Origin of the sequence: Shouchella rhizosphaerae (genome assembly GCF_036700015.1) — a bacterium.
Classification (GTDB): Bacteria; Bacillota; Bacilli; order Bacillales; family Bacillaceae_D; genus Shouchella; species Shouchella rhizosphaerae.
The window spans coordinates 3287166-3305541 of record NZ_CP144921.1 but is presented as its reverse complement, the minus strand read 5'-3'; the positions used below and the strand labels follow the sequence as shown (position 1 = coordinate 3305541).

Sequence of the window (18376 nt, the reverse complement as noted above, 5' to 3'; positions counted from 1 at the left end):
TCACTTCCATTTTTTCAAGTACTGTAAAAGAGTAATAACCTCAGCTTCATGAACATGTAAATCTTTATCCTGTAAAATTTGCTGCACGCTATGGAACATTTCCTCGTCGCTGTCTAGCATTTGATTATTTGCATAGAGGTACTGGTCATATTGCTTATCAAAGTAATAGCGGTGAACCATTAAAAAGACGTGCATCATAAACGCATTTTTCCATCGTTCTTCTGATTTAATTGGAAAGGCTTCCAATAATGCATGAGCAGCTTCAAAGCCTTTTAAAATAATTTCCTGGCTGAGGTTCTCACTATCTTCACTGATCGTAAACTCATTGTTCTCCAACAGCTCGTTCGTCTGCTCGTCGTCTGAACCGATCATCGCTCGTACTTGTTTGCGAATTTCTTCAATATCTCTTTTTGCAGGCAGCGGCTCGACAACGACAACAGGAACGGCGGCTTCAACAGGAAAAACGCTGATAATCAAATCCACCTCTTCAGCCTGACAAATCTCTTCCACTTCAAGCAAGGAACAATAACAGACAATATCGACGGCAGGAATTTCTTTTTCTACCCGATTTTTGATTAACCGGGCAACCCCTCTTCCTGTTGAACATACATATAAAACTTTTACTTTCTTTTTTCGTTTAAATGTATTTTCATAGGAAACGAGGAAGTGCAGAACAATAAAAGAGATAAAAGAATCTTGGGCTATCAATGTGTGTTGTTTCACATACTTTCGACAAGATTCCTTGACGCTTTGAAAAAGAGACGCATGGTTTCTTTTCACTTCGTCCTCCATTGGGTTCATTTCATTTAAATAAAATGAGCCATTTTGAAGCCTCAGTGACAAATGAGAGAGCAGATTGCTATAAAGTTTAGGGTCTTTTTTATAGTCAATTCTTTCTTGTTCGCTTACATACTGGATCATCTTCTCTGTGATATCGACTACATCGATTTGTTCAGATTCTTTTTCCATGATTCCGGCTACATACGCGTATTCTTCCTCGAGCAACGGCAACTGCATATCTGTGTAGACTTTCTCCATAACGTTCACCAGAAACAAGGAGAGTTCATCTTGATCATGAGAAGGCTGCAACATCCGATAGCTATGAATAGCACGCCCCATCGTTAATCTTTTCACCGAAAACGTGAGCCGCAGTAGGAATTTCAACAAATCAGAGAGCCGCAACAAAGATGCCAAGGATGGCGAATAGAACGCGCTCATATGATTTTCAGCCATTTCATAAATAGGTTTTAATGGCTCTTCCAATATCGTGCCAATCTCGATTTGCCGCTCTTTTTTCGTAATTCGAGTCGTTAGCTTATAGATTTGATAATCATCTAAGCTGTTGTAAATAATATGCTCAAGCATCAGCCGCAGCTGAAGTTCATTGCCATGAAGGCGATACCCTGTTCTTTGCTTCCGCTCCAACTCAATATTCCATGACGTTAAAAACTCGTCTACATGATTCAAATCGCTTAAAATCGTGTTTCTGCTGACCGCTAGCATCTCCGATAATTGAGCAGCGGTTTTATAATCATTCGTCCATAATAGGGACAGAATAATCCTTCTGACACGCATCGTTTGATCGGGGTAAATTTGCGATCGCTTAAATTGTGTCAAAATCCCCCTTAATTCAGTCCGCTCCCGATCACTGCATTGAAGCCAAATCCCCTTGCTTGTCTGGGAATTCACCGTCTTCCCCTGCAACTTAAACCATTTGCGAACATTTTCAAGGTCATACTTAATCGCTCTTGTGCTCACCCCAAACTCGATTGACAAATCTTTGATTCTAATCGGAGCTTTCGTATTCAACAGCTTATTTGTTAAATGAAATTCCCTTGCGCTTAGCATGATTTCACCACTCTACTAGTAGTCGTGATTCATAATCGATTATAGATCAATTATAAGTACATTTACCTAGATCGGACAGACAAAATTACTTCCCCATCCTTAGTGAAATCCCTTGAATATTGGAGCAATTGCAGAAAAAATGGCCAAAAAATGGGAGCAGCGATCAGACTTGATCTCTACTCCCATTCTTTCTTTTAATGCTTGTTCCTTATCCTGCAATGCTAGAGCACAAGAGGTTTACACACTAGAAATTATGGTTTCTGTTTAATAATCCATACATCACGGCCTGCAAGCTCCTCTTGTTCACCATCTAGCGTGCGGCCGCTCAGCAGCTCAACGCCAGCACGTTCGCCAAGCTTGATGTTGACAGGGTTCTCGTTATGATTAAGTACGAAGAGATACGATTGACCTTCCTTTGAACGAAGCGTCGTCTCCACTCCTACCGGCATATCGTTAATAAGAGGATGAATGCCAATGGAAGAGCATAGCTGAGACAACCAATCTTGCAGGAACGACGCTTCCGGGCTTGTCGCCACATACCAGGCTTGGCCTGCCCCAAATTTGTTCACAGTCAGAACCGGCATGCCCCGGTAAAAATCGTTGCCGTACACCGCTTTGACCTCGGCTCCTTCTGAATGAATCAAGTCGCAAAGAATGCCGCACTCGTATTCCGATTTTAATCCGGGAGCTTGATCTGAGAGGACAATTCGGTTACGTTGACTCGGAAGCAAGGCGTCAATTTCCTCCGCCCATATGCCAAGCAGTTTCCGAAGTTCGCCAGGATATCCGCCTGTTTTGACAAGATCATTTTCATCGACGATGCCACTGAAGAAGGTTGTGATGAGGGAGCCGCCGCCATGTACATATTTTTCTAGCTTGTCAGCTATACCTGCTTTCACCATATACATCACTGGGGCAATGACAAGATCATACCTACTGAAATCGGCATCGACGCCGACGACGTCTACCGAGATGCCTAAACGGTAAAGGGCATCATAATATTTATGCACTTCGTCCACATAGCGAAGATCGATCGACGGGCCGCTGGACATTTCGACCGCCCACCAGTTCTCCCAATCAAACAGCAATGCGACTTTCGCCTGAACGTTAGCATCGAGAAGCGTATCGCCAAGCTGGCCGAGTTCCTGCCCGAGCGCGGCACATTCTCGAAAGACGCGCGTATGCTCATGGCCGACATGCTCGATCACGGCACCGTGATATTTCTCGCAGGCGCCAATTGACCGGCGAAGCTGGAAAAACAGAATCGTATCAGCTCCCCGCGCCGCTGCTTGGTAACTCCATAGCCTCATGACACCAGGACGTTTAAGCGAGTTGTACGGCTGCCAATTTTGCTGGCTTGGCGTCTGTTCCATCAGCATGAACGGCTGTCCGTGCTTCAAACCGCGCATCAAGTCGTGCATCATCCCCGTGTAACTGTGAGGCGTATCGAACCGTGGATAATTGTCCCATGATACGACATCCATATGCTTTGCCCATTTATGGTAGTCCAGTTTTTTAAAGGCGCCCATCAGATTCGTCGTGACAGGAATGGACGGCGTATGCTTTTTGACTGCTTCGTATTCCAGCTTGTAACATTCGAGCAAACTGTCGGAATGGAAGCGCATATAGTCGAGGGAGATTCCTTGGAAATTCGTCTCCGTCCGCCCGTTCGCACCTGTCCACTCCTCGCTCAGTCCGCTAGGCAAAACGATGTCTTCCCAACTATGGAACGTGTGCCCCCAAAATCCGGTATTCCATGCTCGATTCACTTCATCAAGGGAACCGTAACGCGCCTTCGCCCATTCCCGGAAAGCGGTTTCACAATTGTCGCAGTAACAATTGCCTGCCCCGCCATACTCGTTGTTAATATGCCAAATAAGCAAAGCCGGATGATCTTTATAACGCTCGGCAAGCTTTTCTGCCATGCGAACTGCATACTTGCGGTAAGTCGGGCTGTTCGGACAAGAATTATGACGTCCGCCAAACTTTCGTTTGCGCCCGTAAAAGTCGACTTGGAGCACATCAGGGTACTTGCGCGCCATCCAAGCCGGATGGGCGGCCGTGCTCGTCGCAAGGCAGACGCCAATCCCGTCTTCATGCAGCTTATCCATCATCGTATCAAGCCAGCCGAAGTCATATGTATTCTCATCCGGTTGGTTTTTTGCCCAAGCAAACACATTGAGCGTCACCACGTCGATTCCCGCCAGTTTAAACATGCGTAAATCTTCATCCCAAATCGATGAATCCCATTGGTCAGGATTGTAATCACCGCCGTACCAAATCTTCGGTTTTTTCGCATTAATCATCTTGCCACACCTCACCATATATGATAAAACTGCATTTAATAGTTTAATCATATGTGTTGTAATCACTAGATCCAATATAAAATTGATGTACATGGATATAAGAATATGGAGGTATGTAAGATGCGTCGAGCTGTCCCTGCCACCCCATCGGAGCTGTTGCCCTTGCAGCTAGAGACAATCGGCATTCAATATGACCAAGAACCGGTAACAAGGCCACACGGGTACCCATATTACCATTGGCTTCAAACGCTGGCAGGAGAAGGCGAACTGTCAATGAACGGGCGCACCTGGAACATGCCAGAACGATCAGGCATTCTCCTCGCGCCAGGCACACCCCACCACTACAAGCCAAGAAGCGACAGCTGGCAAACCGGCTACATTACGTTTCACGGGAGCACGGCTGGGAACATCGTCCAATCACTCGGTTGGAGCATCATTGAACACTTTCAGTGGGGAGCGAGCCACGATCCAATCACCGGCCAAATGAAGAGCTTGCTTGCCTTTGCCGAATCTGGCGGCGATCCGTCGGGATGGCGCTACTCCGCCGACTTATACCGCTTCCTAACGTTGCTTCGCACAGAAGCCCGCACCGATAAACGGCGCCTATCTCCAAACGACTAAACCGAGTCCAAGACTTGCTTCACTGGCTCGAACAAGAATACGCCAACCCAGAAATCGGATTGGCGGAGATGGCGGCGCAGCTCGGCATCGGGAAACGGCAGCTGAACGAACGCTTTCGCGATCTATTCGGCCAGACCGCATACGCTTACTTGATCCAATTAAGGCTCCGCAAAGCAAAAGAATGGCTTCCTTCCCGTCCCGACTGGACCGTTCGCCGCATCGGAGAAGCGGTCGGCTTTCGCGATGCGAGCCACTTCGTCGCCACGTTCCGGCAGAAAGAAGGGATGACGCCAGAGACGTACCGGAAATTGTATGCCGCAAAGCCGGGGAAAAATAGGGAGTTGGATTAGTGGGGGGGCTGCCAGCACTCTTCTTACGACTCCTATTCCCTTGCAACTCAAAATCGAGATTGTGACTACCTTCCTTTTAAGGTGACAAGAATGGTTGTAGAAGTAACGAAATCTTTTTACCTTTATAGATCTGGTGAAGATCATATTTTGCTTTTGAAATCAGTTTTTTTCATAATAAGATCAATTAATTAGTTTTCAGTCGTTCTTCCGCCTTCTCTACCTGAATGATAGTGGTTTTCTACCATATTTCCTCGACGTTAGTTTAACGGGTACATTGGTTAAGTGGCCTTCCCATTCACTAATGTGTTCAAGCCAGTTTACTATGAGCATACTCTTTCTCCTGCTTATAAATTAAAATCTGACGCTAGCAGATTACTGATGTACTGCTTTTCTCCGAGGCAAGGACGATCATGCCTCTCTTGCCCAACACAGCTCAGTGGAACGTTATCTTTAGCGGATTCAAGGACTTAATCCAAACGACTCTCCAAACAGATCGTCGTAAAACAGCGGCAAGAAAACCGCTGTTTCAACCAAAAAATAAAAATGGTAGTGGGAGCTTATCAAGCCCCCACTAGGATTATCACGTCTTACTTAACGAGTAACATTTGTCAATTGGCTTCCCCATTCACCGATAGGCTCAAGCCAGCTAACAATTCTGTCATCAATTAAACTAGTAAGAGCTTCTTCGTATTCTTTGCGATAAGGCTTTGGAAATTCTTCCTGTATCCAACGATCTCTTGTACCTTGCCAGATTTCATAAATAACAAGATCATTCGAATTATCGATATCATCGGAGACGATGGCCGTTACGAAGGTAGGTTCGTTTCTGAAATTGTTAATCATGGCAAAGAGACTGTCGCGAAAAATTTCTTTCTTACCTGGTTTTATTTTGAAACGGATATTTAGAATAACTTGATTTGTGGACATAGGCACACCCCTTTAACATGTTTTTGAAACCTCATTCCTTCCCTATATCGCACAAGAGTCATTATGAATCAAACGTGTCAAATTGAAAAGTACACACTTTTTAGTTATATAGTAACCAAAAAGTAATAATTGTGTTTTTCATTGTAGTCATACACGCGCATTCCTTGATTAAAAATGAAAACTAAATTTTTGGGACTATGGTGAGCCACTTCGCTCAATACCTTTATCCACTCCAGAAATCCTACAATGTTATTATTGGTTATTGTAAATTAGCCTAGGCTTTGGATTTATGAATGTTAATTCAGATAAAGACTAGAATGTCCCCACGCCTTTCATTTGTTGAAAGAAAGGCGTGGGGACATTCGTACAGCGTTATACGTTTAATCCATATGCAAAATTTCGAATTCATCTTGGGCGAATGAGCTCTCTGCATAAATCCCACCCCAATTGCAAAGTGCTTCCAAAATAGATTCAAGAGATTGACCAAGTTCAGTAGTTGAATACTCGACTTTCGGAGGTACTTGATTATACATTTTTCTAAGTATGAGCCCACTCATTTCTAATTCTCTAAGCGTTTGAATTAGCATTTTTTGAGTAATAGTTGGTATCAGTCTCTTTAACTCACTCGTCCGCTTTGGGCCTTTTATCAAATAATATAAAACAAGAGCCTTCCACTTTCCTCCAATTACATCTAAAGTAACCTCTAAGCCACAGTAATAAGTTTTCATTTTGAAATAACACCTCCTGTTGTCAATATCCATTTTTATCCTCATTTTTCAATAATTTATTAACGATCAGAAGTAATTTTATCTCTCTGTGCCTCATCCTGTGAAGAAGTTTGCTGACTCTCTTTCCAATCAAGGTTATTAAGACTTGAAAATTTAGTCCATACACTCCTTTCTATTGATAAATTAACATGGATCACTTGCTTCAGGAATGGTAATTAAAATTACCAAAACGGACTATCATTGCTCGGAATCGGCAGCATTGATGGTCATTTCTTTCACAAAGCGTAGTGTGTCAACAGCCGACCCGTTCAGCCACTTCTGGCTCATCCTCTGTATACCAGAACAGACGCATGCCCTTGCCATCTTCACTGTCAAGAAACTCAAGCTCGGTCGCCGTCTGTTCTTCATAATAACGGGTCGATGTCAGGGGCAGCAATGACAACCGCATTCCATTGTCCAACTTCATATAGAGCTTATCCTCCTCTACGTATACTTCTACGTCAAGGGACTCTTCCGTCTCGCTGGCAAATCTGTACTTCCCAAGCAGCGTTTCCACATTCTTTTGGTCAAGCGGAATCACTTTCTTTGTCTCCAAAGGCCTCGGTACATCGTATTCTTCTCCAACCATAATCTGTTCGATGCTCTTCACTAGTTGCTGCGTATAAGCATGGTCGCGCTCTCCGTTTTGTAGCATAATCAATGTCATATCACGATCGATATAACGTTTAAACCATGTAGAGTAGCCCGGCCATCCCCCGGTATGGTGGACGAAACGCCCCAGCTGCTCGTCACGCTCGATCAGCCAACCCATCCCATAATTGAATGTCTCGCCATTATTCATCGTCACTGGCGAAAACATCAGTTGACGCAGCATTGGACGAACAAACTCATCATCATACAAGGCTCGATCCAGTCGCAACAAATCGCCCACTGTACTGTTGACCATTCCATCCCCTTGCAAGCCGTCTAAATAGTGTACGTAATTTAGTTCAGGCACTTCATCAGGCAGGACATATCCGCCATGCCCAATCCGATAGACGTATCCCCAAGCATAATCATCGGGTACAGGACCTGGATCCACCCGGCGATTATACACTTGCGTTCGCGTCATTCCAAGTGGTTGAAAGATCTGCTCGTCCAAAAAGTCGCCATAACGCTTGCCACTAATCCGCTCAATTAGGATAGCTAGCACAATGTAGCCCGTGTTGCTGTACATCCAACTGTCATTAGGAGCGAATAACGGATCAGGCTGATGCTTAATCAGCATTTGCAACACATCCTCATTGCGAGCATAACGCGTAGGATCCCACACGTTTGCAAATAACTCCATGTAATCAGGCAAGCCTGATGTATGGTTTAACAGATGCCGTATCGTAATCCCTGGATACGGCAGTTCGGGAATCCAATTAGCGATCAGATCATCCCAGTGCAATTGCCCCAGTTGCTGCAAACGGATAATACCTACAGCCGTAATCGGTTTGGATACAGAAGCGAGTTCAAACATGGAGTCCGTTGTTAAATCGCGTGCGCCCCCGCTTTTGTATTCTGCTATTCCCATCGCTTCACATAACACTGCTTCCCCACCAACAGCTACAAGAACAACACCATTGAAACTTCCTTGCTGTTTGACGTCTTCGAATAATGCCTTGAATTGTTGTTCCACCTTTTCTTTTTTCACTATTTTGCACCTCCGTTTAATTGTGAGTGAAGATCCCATTCTACGAAACTTTCATGATTCTCGGGTAATAATAGGAGCACTCGCTGTTAGCTCGCCTTGCTCAGTCAACATATATTTAGAAAAATAATGTTCCAATGCCTTATCCAACCATGCTGTCTCCTTTTCATTTAATGGCATCTCCACTAATTGGTCAAGTTGGGTAAGCTGTTCCTCATCCAAGTTTCTCAAATTGTCGATTGCCTTCTGATCAATGTAAGTCATTGCCCAGTTCACGTATGCACCGATCACGGTCTCAGCTTCCTGTGAATTGCTCGGACCATGCGATAATCGTTTCACATCTCGGGAGAAGCGCACCGTTTCCGCATCCATTTTCTTTATCGCTTCCGCTGACCGATCAAATAGCGTTTGTGCTGTATACTCGGATAGATGGTTCGCCACCCACTCTCGCTGCATATCTTCTTGGTTCATATTGCGAATCAGACTGAACAATAGCGGATGCTCCAATTGATCCTCAGACTGAACGATTGCCATCATACGGCTTATCAGTTCAAGAGATTGTTTTATCTTTACAAGCTTTACTTCCAACGCTTGCTGTTGCAACCTCAACGTCTCAACCAGAGATTGATCAAATTTTGGAAGTTTCAACAGTTCACCTATTTGGGTTAGACTAAAGCCAAGCGCCTTCAAACTCAATATTTTCTGTAATTCTACCATGTCCTCGATCTGATATACCCGATGCCCGTTTGCCTGTCTAAGTGGGTTTAAAAGACCTAACTCTTCATATTAATGGAGCGTTCTCACTGGGATGCCCGTCAGTTTCGAACATTGACCAATTGAATAGGTTTCATCCATTTGACTGCCTCCTTTTATCCTGATTGTAATACCTACAGTAACTGTAGGCGCAAGCTTTATTTAGTATGGTTTGGTAGAAAAAGATAGGAAGTCTAGCAAGTGACATTAAGTGCAATATAGCTTACCATTTTGGATGGAGAGGTGAATGATGAACAGAAAACGAGCCTTAGGTATATGCTGGTACCTAATTAGATTTAGCTCATATTGCCTTTAAACATTGAAATAATCCCGAATGGAGTTGAATAAATGAGTGCTAAAGTTATTGCTATTAGTGGAGTAACTGCTGGAGGAAAGACGACTTTGGTTAATCAGTTAGTAAAGGAATTTCCGAGCGCATGTGCTTTTTACTTTGATCATTATGAATTCGAAAATGCCCCCGATATGAAAAACATTCTAAACAAACCAGCTGATTATTTTAATGCTTATAGATTAGATAGGATGATAAACGACTTGAAGGAAGCACAAGATAAATATGATTATATTTTTCTCGATTATCCAATCGGTTATGAAAACAAACAAATGGGTATGTACATAGATAAAGTCATTTATATAAAAACCCCCTTGGATATCACCTTTGCAAGATATCTACTGAGAGATTTTGCGAATTCCTCTGGGAATGACATTTTAAAATGGGCAAAATGTTATTTAGAAGAAGCAAGACCGCTATTTATTACGCATGAAGAGATCGTTAGCAAACATGCGGATTATATAATGGATGGCACTCTTGAAGCAGAAGAAAAAATAGCAAAAATCAAACAGTTATTAACCTAGAGATGATCTGACAAACATCGTAGTGGAGACAAAAAACCCATTACATAAAAAAAGCTCCCTACAAAGTAGAAAGCATCTATGACCTTGCGAATTGTTCTGAATGAGGTTTTTTTTCGGTCGTCACACGGCCCGGCTGCTAACCTTTTGGCGGCACTGCCGCGGCAGTGCGCTGCATGAATTTTGGGATTAACACCAACGATAATAACGCGACTGCAAAATGCAAGGGATTGGCCACGGTTCCAATATGAGGCTCCATCGGATTTGAGGCCGTGTTGATGGTCATCAGTACAGCCATTGCCAAACTCAAGATTGCATAGTATATTACTGCCCTGGACGATCTCTTTTGCCAAAAACGGTAAATGAATGCCCCTATTACATTAGCGAAAAATGCGGATAATGTAATCGAAAACCCATTCAACATTTCGAATTGAAAATCATTGGCCGCGATAATTCCCCAGGCCAGCAGATTAGATACAATGGCTGAAATCACTCCTGCCGAAGAACCCGCAATTAATGTTCTACCTATCTTAGCGGAACTGGCTATCTGTTGTTGTGTCGTTGTCTGCATGACAAGCAACTCCTCTCTTTTATTCACTTATTGGTATCATGTCCTTGTGTCGGAACGGCTGAATCAAGAAGCTGTGGCTTCCGCAGTGTAAGACTGAGAACGATACCTATGGCTGCCAATATTGCAGTCAATAGAAACGTATCACTGTAAGCTGCGGCAATACTTTGTAACTCCACATTCATAGTCATCTCATTCATTCGATAGGCTAGAAATCCCGTAAGCCCCGCTACCGCGAAAGATGTTATTACATGCTGCGCTGCTGTAGTGAGTGAAGTAACTCTTCCGACGAGATCACGCGGAGCGGAATTGAGGACGTGAGTATTTAGCGCCATCATAATTAGCCCCATGCCGGAACCAATCATAAACAAGGGTAGCAAGAGCATTGTCAGCCCAGCCTCCGGTGAAACGTGCGATAGCCAGAAAAGCGCAGCCGATACGGCGGTTAAACCGATCAGCGCCAGCGGACGGGCACCCACCTTGTCATACATACGCCCCCCAACAGGCGTGAAAAGGATCGAACCGACCGCTTGAGCAAGCATGATCAATCCCGTATCAAGCGGCGAATATCCCCGAACAGTCTGGAGATATACCGGAAACAGGACCATCACGCCAAACAATGCAATTTGCACAAGCCATAAAAGCAGAATACTTCGTGTGAAATCAGAAGATTTGAACACACGCAATTCAAGCAAAGGCTGCCTGTGCCGCAGCTCTGTTACAATCAATCCGACCAATGCCGCGGCTCCGAAAGTAAGGGCAACCACAGTGCGGGTGGACGTCCAGTCTACGGCCCCTTCGCCTACTCCAAAAGCCAGCATGGAGAAAGCCAACGGAGCCAGTATCATGCCAAGTGTATCGAGCTTTGGCACTTCACCCTGCGGAAAGGCTGGCAACCATTTCATCCCTAACGCAATGGCTATAATGCCAATCGGCAGATTAATGAGAAAAATCCATTGCCAAGATACATAATCGAGAAGCCAACCCGATAATACAGGACCGAGCGCAGGAGCAATCAGGATAGGGATACCTAGCACACCCATTACTTCCCCTATCTTATGGGACGGCGTCAGCCTGTATATCACCGCCATGCCAATCGGAGTTACCATGCCTCCGCCAATACCTTGCACAATCCGGAAAATAATCAATTGCTCAATGGTTTGCGCCATTCCACATAGTACGGATCCCAAGGTAAAGAGCGCAACGGTTGTTAAAAAAATACGCTTAGCTCCGAATTTGTCCGTCATCCAGCCTGCAAGTGGAATGACAGCAGACAACGCCAGGGTATAGCCGGTGAACGTCCACTGCACGACAGCCAACGTACTCCCAAACTCCTGTTGAAACTTTGGAAAAGCCACATTGACAATGGTGCTGTCCAGTATGACCATCACCATGCCAACGACAACGGCAATTAAAGGACCGATAATCGTTCGTATGGAAAAAGCCTGCATGTCAGTCAAATGAATCCTCCCTTCCATACTGTGATTTTTAAAATCACAGTTTAAAGTAAAAAAACTTGAGATATCTCAAGTTACATTATATTCACAAACTGTGTGTTTGTCAATCACAGTTTTGGGTTTAAAGTTATTTTAATTTCCCTCGTTGATTTTCTTGATCAAATCCGCTATTGTATGCCGCTCTAAAACCTGAATTAACTGTTTTTCCGACTCATTAATCACGGTAGTGAACATTTCCCGGGTTTCTTGGGCAAAAGGCCCGCTGGTGGTTGTATCAAGCAAACCCGTATAAAGCGGATCGACCACCTGAATCGCCCGGTATACATCAGCAAAAGAGATATCCTCCGGTTTTCTGCGAAGGGCATAGCCACCCTCTCGCCCTTCTCTTGCCTCAACGATTCCCGCCTTGACCAGTCGGGACAGGACGCGGCGCGTTAACGTGGCTTCACTGCAAACATGTTCAGCAATTTCATTGCTGGCACAATGCGATTTTTGCTGGCCGGACATGAACACGAGTGACTGAAGGGCATAGCCCAACCATTTTGGCGTTGCTGTTGGCGTGTATTTTTCAGTTGGCATTAAATTAACGTCACCTCATTACATTGAAAATCAGTAATTCTATTGTAACAGCAGACATCGACCGACGCCAGTTGTTGGCTCTTGTTTTATCCCACTTGTCACCTGACCCGAGTGGCAAAATTGCGGTTACGATAATCTGAACGATCATCATGAGTCGACAATCGTAATCATTCCCAACACCATAGACCTAAAACTTCAAACTGAATTGATACTAAGTTGCTTCATGTCTCACCTCAAATTGAGGCACCATCAACTAAATTAAGTTATCCTGCCGATAAGCAGAGCAAGGCCGCCGATCGATCGACTGTAACCTCGTCCTGTTGTATTTATTTTGTTCTTATACCGGTAATTTTACATTCGTACTCTAGACGAGAATTCACTGTTTAGAAAAATATAAAATTGCCGGCAACACCACATGATCAACAATCTCTTCCAATTTTTGATGCGACACCAATCCATTTTCAAGCATAAACGTATAGCGAATTTGCTCAAAAAGAATGAGTTTGGTCGCTTTAGGTGGGAATTTTGTGATTTCCCCCCGTTGTATGGCCCGTTGAAGAACGTCATCCATAATCTTAATATTGGATTCCGTTGCTTCGGCCAACATCTGGCCTGTCCGTTCTCGCTCCTGCTGGTTAATCATTTCGGAAAACAGCATTTTAAACAATCTAAACGGTCCATTGTTGGACTCCAAAATAAAATGTTGACCAACATATACTAAATGATCGCGGAGACTGCCCCTGTCAAAATCAAGATTCTCGAATTTCCCTCCCGCTTGTTGCATCCGTTGTCGGACAGCGGCAAACACTAAATCAAACGGGGTATCCCAATAACGATAAACCACTGAACGACTGGTATTCGCCTCACGAGCAATACGCGTAAAATTAATCGCACTATACCCTTCCGTTTCCAGCAGGCGATACGTTGCTTCATAAATATCATTTTGTAATTTGTCGCCGCGGCGGCGGCTTTTATTTGGTTCCGTCATCATTCTTTCTCTCCTTGTACGTTCATTATACACCAAACTGTATCTTAAATAAATAAGATTCACACATGTATCTAATTGACCTTTTAAGATACAATAGTGTATCCTAATTATAAAATAAGATACAGAAATGTATTTAAAGGAGAGGTAATAATGAAAACTATTGTTTTAGGAGCATCCCATGGAGGTATTGAAGCAGTTGAGGCATTACGAATGATGTGTCCAGAAGTAAACGTTCAATGGTATGACAAAGGAGACTTCTCCTCCACTTCGGCCAAGGATCTTGAATCCATTCAACAACAAGGAGTAACCATCTTCAGCAACACTGAAATAACGAAAGTAGAACCTGGCAAACACCAAGTGGAAATATTCGATCATGCGACAGGGGAAACGCGCAAGGAGGGTTATGACAAAATCATTTTAAGTCCTGGTGCAAAGCCCTTTATTCTTCCTGTCCCTGGACATCATTTAAAAAACATCGGTACGATGAGCAGTCGACAAGATCTATTTAATATGAGAAAACATGCTGCAGATCCAAATATTAAAAACGTTGTTATTGTTGGCGCAGGATACATTGGGACTGGAGCAGCTTCATTATTTGCCGAATCAGGGAAAAAGGTTACGTTAATGGACATCAACAATCGTCCTTTAAGCTCCTATTTAGATAAAGAATTTACGGATGTCCTTGAAAAAGACATGAAAGATCGAGATGTGGAATTGGCACTAGGCAACTCGATCACCGAATTTGTTGGTGATGAAAATGATAGAGTCATCGAGGTTGTAACTACAAAAGGCACCTATTCAGCTGACTTAGTCATCTTGTCTGCCGGTAATCGTCCCAACACGGAATGGTTGCGAGGCGCAGTGGAATTATGGCCGGATGGCAGAATTAAAACAGATGAATACATGCGTACAAGCGATCCCGATATTTTCGCCATTGGGGATGCAACAACGGTTTGGTACAATCCCGGTAAAATGCGGATGAATGTTTCATTAGGAACCAACGCGCGCCGTCAAGCACATTATGCAGTAAAAAATTTATTCGAAGCCATTCATCCGCTTCCTGGTGTACAAGGCTCTTCAGGTGCGCATATCTTCGATTATTATTTCGCTACAACTGGTTTGAATGATAAAACGGCAAAAAAGCTTGGCATTGAAATAAAATCTGTTTACTTGGAACAAGAGACGCCCTTGTTTTCTCCGGAGACGATCGTTATGTTCAAGCTGGTTTACGATCCAACAACTTTAGAGATTTTAGGAGGACAAATCATGTCTAAAGTTGATTTGACTGCTACTATTAATACGGTCTCCCTTGCGATTCAAACTGGATGCACATTAGAACAATTGGCCTATGCCGATTTCTTCTTTCAACCAGAATTAAATACTCCATGGAATGTAATAAATACGGCAGGATTAAAAGCATTACTACAGGAAAATTACTACAGGAAATCTAGTGTATGAAAAGGAAAAATCCATTGAACCGCCAGCCTTGGCCACCTGACTTCCAGAGCCAGGTGGCTGACTTTTTGAGGTTCATATTTGCTTCGCAAAGTATTTCTTTCGCTGAAGATTATCCAAACCCAGTTCGGAAATTTGTTCAGCCCCAGTGTCGGCGATCCGGATAAAATGGCGCAGCAGATTATTGGCCGAGTCAACCAGGGAGAGGGCCCGCTACGTATGGCGTTGGGCAGTGACGCCTATGACCAAATCCGGACAGCCCTTTTGGACAGACTGGCCGCTCTGGAAGCACAGAAAGAGCTGGCGTACTCCACGGATTCAGATGATGTGGTAAAACCCTTGTAAAGGACACCAAAAAATTCGGCATCCACGATAACTGGTATGCTCCTCTGCAAGTAGCCGGTTTATTTATTAAACTTGCTTACTTAAAGGGGAGCATTTTTAAAACTTGCCGTTACTTTGATACATTTCTCCGTTTCAACTACAGAGCGGGTTACGGGACAAACCATCCGTGTTAATGGTGAATTCATTTAGGACGTGCTGAAAACTTTATGGTACGATTTGAGGAAACGATTAGAGCTTTCTGTCCGTTAAAATATTGATTTATGCCAGCGTACCACACCAGCTTGAGGGATATAATGACGATGTATTAAGAAGAGGAGAGAAATCATTTTGACGATTGAACGTTTTCAAATCCAGGTCTCTGATGAAATCCTGAACGATCTGCAATACAGAATCAATCACATCCGTTGGCCGGATCAATTGGAAAATGCGGATTGGGAACGGGGCACGGAATTAAATTACTTAAAATCGTTAGTTTCGTATTGGAGGGACCATTATGATTGGCGCGCACAAGAAGCCAAGTTGAACCGCTTCTCCCAGTTTCGCTGCAAGATCGATGGGATCGACGTGCACTTCGTACATGAACGCGGCAAAGGTCCTGACCCTTTGCCCCTGATTCTAACTCACGGATGGCCCGACAGTTACCTTCGTTACCACAAAATCATCCCGCTACTTACAGATCCGGCCAGCCATGGCGGCAACCCCGAGGACTCTTTTGACGTAATCGTCCCTTCATTACCTGGCTTTGGATTCTCCAGCCGCCCTAAACACCTCGGGGTCAACAATTTTCGTGTCGCCGAAATGTGGGCTAAGCTCATGACCGAAAAATTAGGCTACAGTAAATTCGCTGCCGCCGGGGGGGATATGGGCTCCGGTGTGACTAGATACCTGGCGGCAAACCATCCCGAACAGTTATACGGAATCCATCTGACCGATATCGGGATTATCCGAGATCTCATAGCTTCATCTGATCAGGGCACGCTTTCGGAAGAAGAGCGGCAATACAAGAATAAGGCTTCGGCATGGATGGCTCAGGAGGGCGGCTATATGTCCATTCAATCGACGCGCCCCCAAACCCTCGCATATGGACTTTCCGACTCGCCCGTAGGTTTGGCCGGTTGGATGACGGAGAAATTCCGATCATGGAGCGATTGTAACGGCGATCTTGCGCAAAAATTCAGCGAGGATGAACTCCTTACGCATATTATGGTGTATTGGGTGACGAACACCATAGGATCGACAGCGCATATGTATTATGATAATGCGCATTCTTTGCCGCCAATCGGCTACATCGAGGTTCCGACTGGCCTTGCCCTATTCCCGGCGGATATCCTGTTGCCGCCCAAGGAATGGGCCATGCGCAACCTGAATGTAACCCGCTGGACTTCGATGCCTCGCGGCGGACATTTTACCGCTCTAGAGGAACCAGAGCTTTTTGCCGATGACATTCGCGCATTCTTCAGACCTTTTAGAACGAAAAGCTGGTGAATCAGAACCGTTTCGAAACAAATCTAAATACACTGTCTAGCAGCTAATAAGAAAAGTAGACAGATCGTGGTCAGCCCCTGATCCTGCATCATGTTGCCGCTCAGTTCCCCCGTCGGGAAACGAGCGGCTTTCTCTTGACCTTGAAGGCACCTTTGGCGGATTAATTGACAATCCTTATCAACCACGGTTTTGTTACAAAAGGTATTTACTTTAATTAAATACTTTTTTAACAAAGTCAATAAGCTTGGACTTTAAGGCATCACCGCGCTCTCCCCTATGGTACATATCTGTTCCGTGATAACCACTCTCATCCACAATTAGCTCTTTATCCGTTGCTCCAGATGCTTGATATAATTGGCGCACTTCTTTTTCAATTGAGCCTCCATAATCGCCAGGTGAAAAAACAAACATGGACGGTGCTTTAATCTTCTCAACGCTCGGAATTGAATCAAGGGGCCCACATTGTGCAGGAGAAGAAAGAATAATCAGCCCCTCAATAGGCAGCGCCTGATTAACGCCTGCAATGATTGCTGTACTACCGCCACATGATGCCCCCGCCAAAAATACTCTTTTTGCACCCAATCGTTCGAGTTCACCTAAGGCAGCATCTGCATCACGATCTATATTCTGATTATCCTCCGGAAAATTCTGTGAGGCACCGTGATTACGATATTCAGGAATAACAACCAGATACCCACTGTCAGCCAGTTCAGTTCCCATGTCTAGAAAAGAGCAAATGTTATAACCTTGCTCGTGTGCAAGCAGGACTCCTTTATCTCCACTGCCAAGCACAAGTGCAGACAGATACACCCCATCACTGGTTGTTAATGTAGTTGCTTTATTTCGCAGCTCATCCGGAACACAAGTATTCACAAGATGCCCGTTAGAAGACTTCACCGAACGGTCCGGCCAGGCAGGATCATAATCAACCGGTTTGTTTGGTGGTATGTCCTTCACTTCGGCAACTGGTGTTTCAGGTACAGCATTTTCTACAGATTTCGTATTTTGAGGTTGATCAGATAAAGATTGATTTTCATTTGAAGATATAGGCATTTTGGTGGAGCATCCTGTAATCGTTAATAATAAAATAAGCAATACAAATACCATTTTTGTTCTTTTAGAAAATACGTTCATTGATTTTCTACACCACCAACTATTACTGAAATTATAAGTGATTATTGAGCCTATTCCATTCGTTCTACTACAAACCCGTTCTGCATACAGATTTGGGTTAAGGTCCGCGTCCAATGTCACCTTGCCATCCGTAACTTCGCATTTGGGATGGCCCATTAAGGCCGAAGCCAATGTGCTTTTTCACGTCCCATTAGACCCCATAATCGCATGAATCTCGCCGCCATGAACCTCCAGTGTAAGCCCTTTTAAAATCTACTTCCCGCCAATCTTGGATCTTAAATCCTCAA

The 18376-nt window shown here is 44.2% G+C and carries 17 protein-coding genes and 1 pseudogene; 6 read left to right on the top strand and 12 right to left on the bottom strand.

The features are described 5' to 3' along the window. Both V5G21_RS16335 and V5G21_RS16330 read right to left on the bottom strand, forming a co-directional pair. The gene (locus V5G21_RS16335) at nt 1–1848 is read right to left on the bottom strand and encodes a BglG family transcription antiterminator (RefSeq protein WP_011246252.1); all 1848 of its coding nucleotides are present in this window, start codon (nt 1846–1848) and stop codon (nt 1–3) included. A 251-nt stretch (nt 1849–2099) separates the two neighbouring features. Further along, nucleotides 2100–4154 carry a beta-galactosidase gene (locus V5G21_RS16330; protein WP_011246251.1) on the bottom strand — a complete coding sequence of 685 codons (2055 nt, stop codon included), beginning with the start codon at nt 4152–4154 and terminating at the stop codon, nt 2100–2102. 120 nt (nt 4155–4274) lie between these two features. Here V5G21_RS16330 and V5G21_RS16325 point away from each other — a divergent pair, with 120 nt between their 5' ends. Further along, nucleotides 4275–4775 (top strand): AraC family ligand binding domain-containing protein, encoded by a 501-nt coding sequence (locus tag V5G21_RS16325; RefSeq protein WP_338464942.1) that lies wholly within the window; start codon nt 4275–4277, stop codon nt 4773–4775. 14 nt (nt 4776–4789) lie between these two features. Beyond that, nucleotides 4790–5125 carry a helix-turn-helix transcriptional regulator gene (locus V5G21_RS16320; protein WP_338464941.1) on the top strand — a complete coding sequence of 112 codons (336 nt, stop codon included), beginning with the start codon at nt 4790–4792 and terminating at the stop codon, nt 5123–5125. A gap of 591 nt (nt 5126–5716) precedes the next feature. On the opposite strand, the gene V5G21_RS16315 is transcribed toward V5G21_RS16320, so the two are convergent. From V5G21_RS16315 to V5G21_RS16300, 4 genes are all read right to left on the bottom strand, one after another. Further along, complete coding sequence (locus V5G21_RS16315; protein ID WP_035204352.1) at nt 5717–6052, bottom strand: putative quinol monooxygenase; 336 nt, start codon at nt 6050–6052, stop codon at nt 5717–5719. A gap of 380 nt (nt 6053–6432) precedes the next feature. Next, on the bottom strand, nt 6433–6780 hold the full coding sequence (locus tag V5G21_RS16310; protein WP_095255009.1) for a winged helix-turn-helix transcriptional regulator: 348 nt from the start codon (nt 6778–6780) through the stop codon (nt 6433–6435). 292 nt (nt 6781–7072) lie between these two features. Beyond that, nucleotides 7073–8458: a serine hydrolase domain-containing protein gene (locus V5G21_RS16305; RefSeq protein ID WP_338464940.1), complete on the bottom strand. Its 1386-nt coding sequence runs from the start codon at nt 8456–8458 to the stop codon at nt 7073–7075. Between the two features lie 51 nt (nt 8459–8509). Continuing rightward, nucleotides 8510–9103: a hypothetical protein gene (locus V5G21_RS16300; protein ID WP_269029481.1), complete on the bottom strand. Its 594-nt coding sequence runs from the start codon at nt 9101–9103 to the stop codon at nt 8510–8512. 453 nt (nt 9104–9556) lie between these two features. Between V5G21_RS16300 and V5G21_RS16295 the strand changes: the two genes are divergently transcribed. Next, nucleotides 9557–10081: an adenylyl-sulfate kinase gene (locus tag V5G21_RS16295; protein ID WP_269029480.1), complete on the top strand. Its 525-nt coding sequence runs from the start codon at nt 9557–9559 to the stop codon at nt 10079–10081. Nucleotides 10082–10217: 136 nt separating this feature from the next. Here V5G21_RS16295 and V5G21_RS16290 read toward each other — a convergent pair whose 3' ends face one another. From V5G21_RS16290 to V5G21_RS16275, 4 genes are all read right to left on the bottom strand, one after another. Beyond that, the gene (locus V5G21_RS16290) at nt 10218–10649 is read right to left on the bottom strand and encodes a hypothetical protein (RefSeq protein ID WP_035204341.1); all 432 of its coding nucleotides are present in this window, start codon (nt 10647–10649) and stop codon (nt 10218–10220) included. Nucleotides 10650–10672: 23 nt separating this feature from the next. Then, on the bottom strand, nt 10673–12097 hold the full coding sequence (locus tag V5G21_RS16285) for an MDR family MFS transporter (protein ID WP_248290851.1): 1425 nt from the start codon (nt 12095–12097) through the stop codon (nt 10673–10675). Nucleotides 12098–12235: 138 nt separating this feature from the next. Continuing rightward, nucleotides 12236–12682 carry an RrF2 family transcriptional regulator gene (locus tag V5G21_RS16280; RefSeq protein WP_011246241.1) on the bottom strand — a complete coding sequence of 149 codons (447 nt, stop codon included), beginning with the start codon at nt 12680–12682 and terminating at the stop codon, nt 12236–12238. Nucleotides 12683–13058: 376 nt separating this feature from the next. Next, complete coding sequence (locus tag V5G21_RS16275) at nt 13059–13673, bottom strand: TetR/AcrR family transcriptional regulator (RefSeq protein ID WP_248290847.1); 615 nt, start codon at nt 13671–13673, stop codon at nt 13059–13061. Nucleotides 13674–13820: 147 nt separating this feature from the next. Between V5G21_RS16275 and V5G21_RS16270 the strand changes: the two genes are divergently transcribed. From V5G21_RS16270 to V5G21_RS16260, 3 genes are all read left to right on the top strand, one after another. Then, nucleotides 13821–15128 carry an FAD-dependent oxidoreductase gene (locus V5G21_RS16270; protein WP_338464938.1) on the top strand — a complete coding sequence of 436 codons (1308 nt, stop codon included), beginning with the start codon at nt 13821–13823 and terminating at the stop codon, nt 15126–15128. A 78-nt stretch (nt 15129–15206) separates the two neighbouring features. Next, nucleotides 15207–15470: a hypothetical protein gene (locus V5G21_RS16265; RefSeq protein ID WP_244835581.1), complete on the top strand. Its 264-nt coding sequence runs from the start codon at nt 15207–15209 to the stop codon at nt 15468–15470. A 327-nt stretch (nt 15471–15797) separates the two neighbouring features. Further along, the gene (locus tag V5G21_RS16260; RefSeq protein WP_338464937.1) at nt 15798–16955 is read left to right on the top strand and encodes an epoxide hydrolase family protein; all 1158 of its coding nucleotides are present in this window, start codon (nt 15798–15800) and stop codon (nt 16953–16955) included. A 210-nt stretch (nt 16956–17165) separates the two neighbouring features. On the opposite strand, the gene V5G21_RS16255 is transcribed toward V5G21_RS16260, so the two are convergent. Then, on the bottom strand, nt 17166–18089 hold the full coding sequence (locus tag V5G21_RS16255) for an alpha/beta hydrolase (RefSeq protein WP_338464936.1): 924 nt from the start codon (nt 18087–18089) through the stop codon (nt 17166–17168). Nucleotides 18090–18191: 102 nt separating this feature from the next. Further along, nucleotides 18192–18341 (bottom strand): annotated as a pseudogene (locus V5G21_RS16250) (ATP-binding cassette domain-containing protein); the annotation flags it as partial. Between the last annotated feature and the right edge of the window lie 35 nt (nt 18342–18376).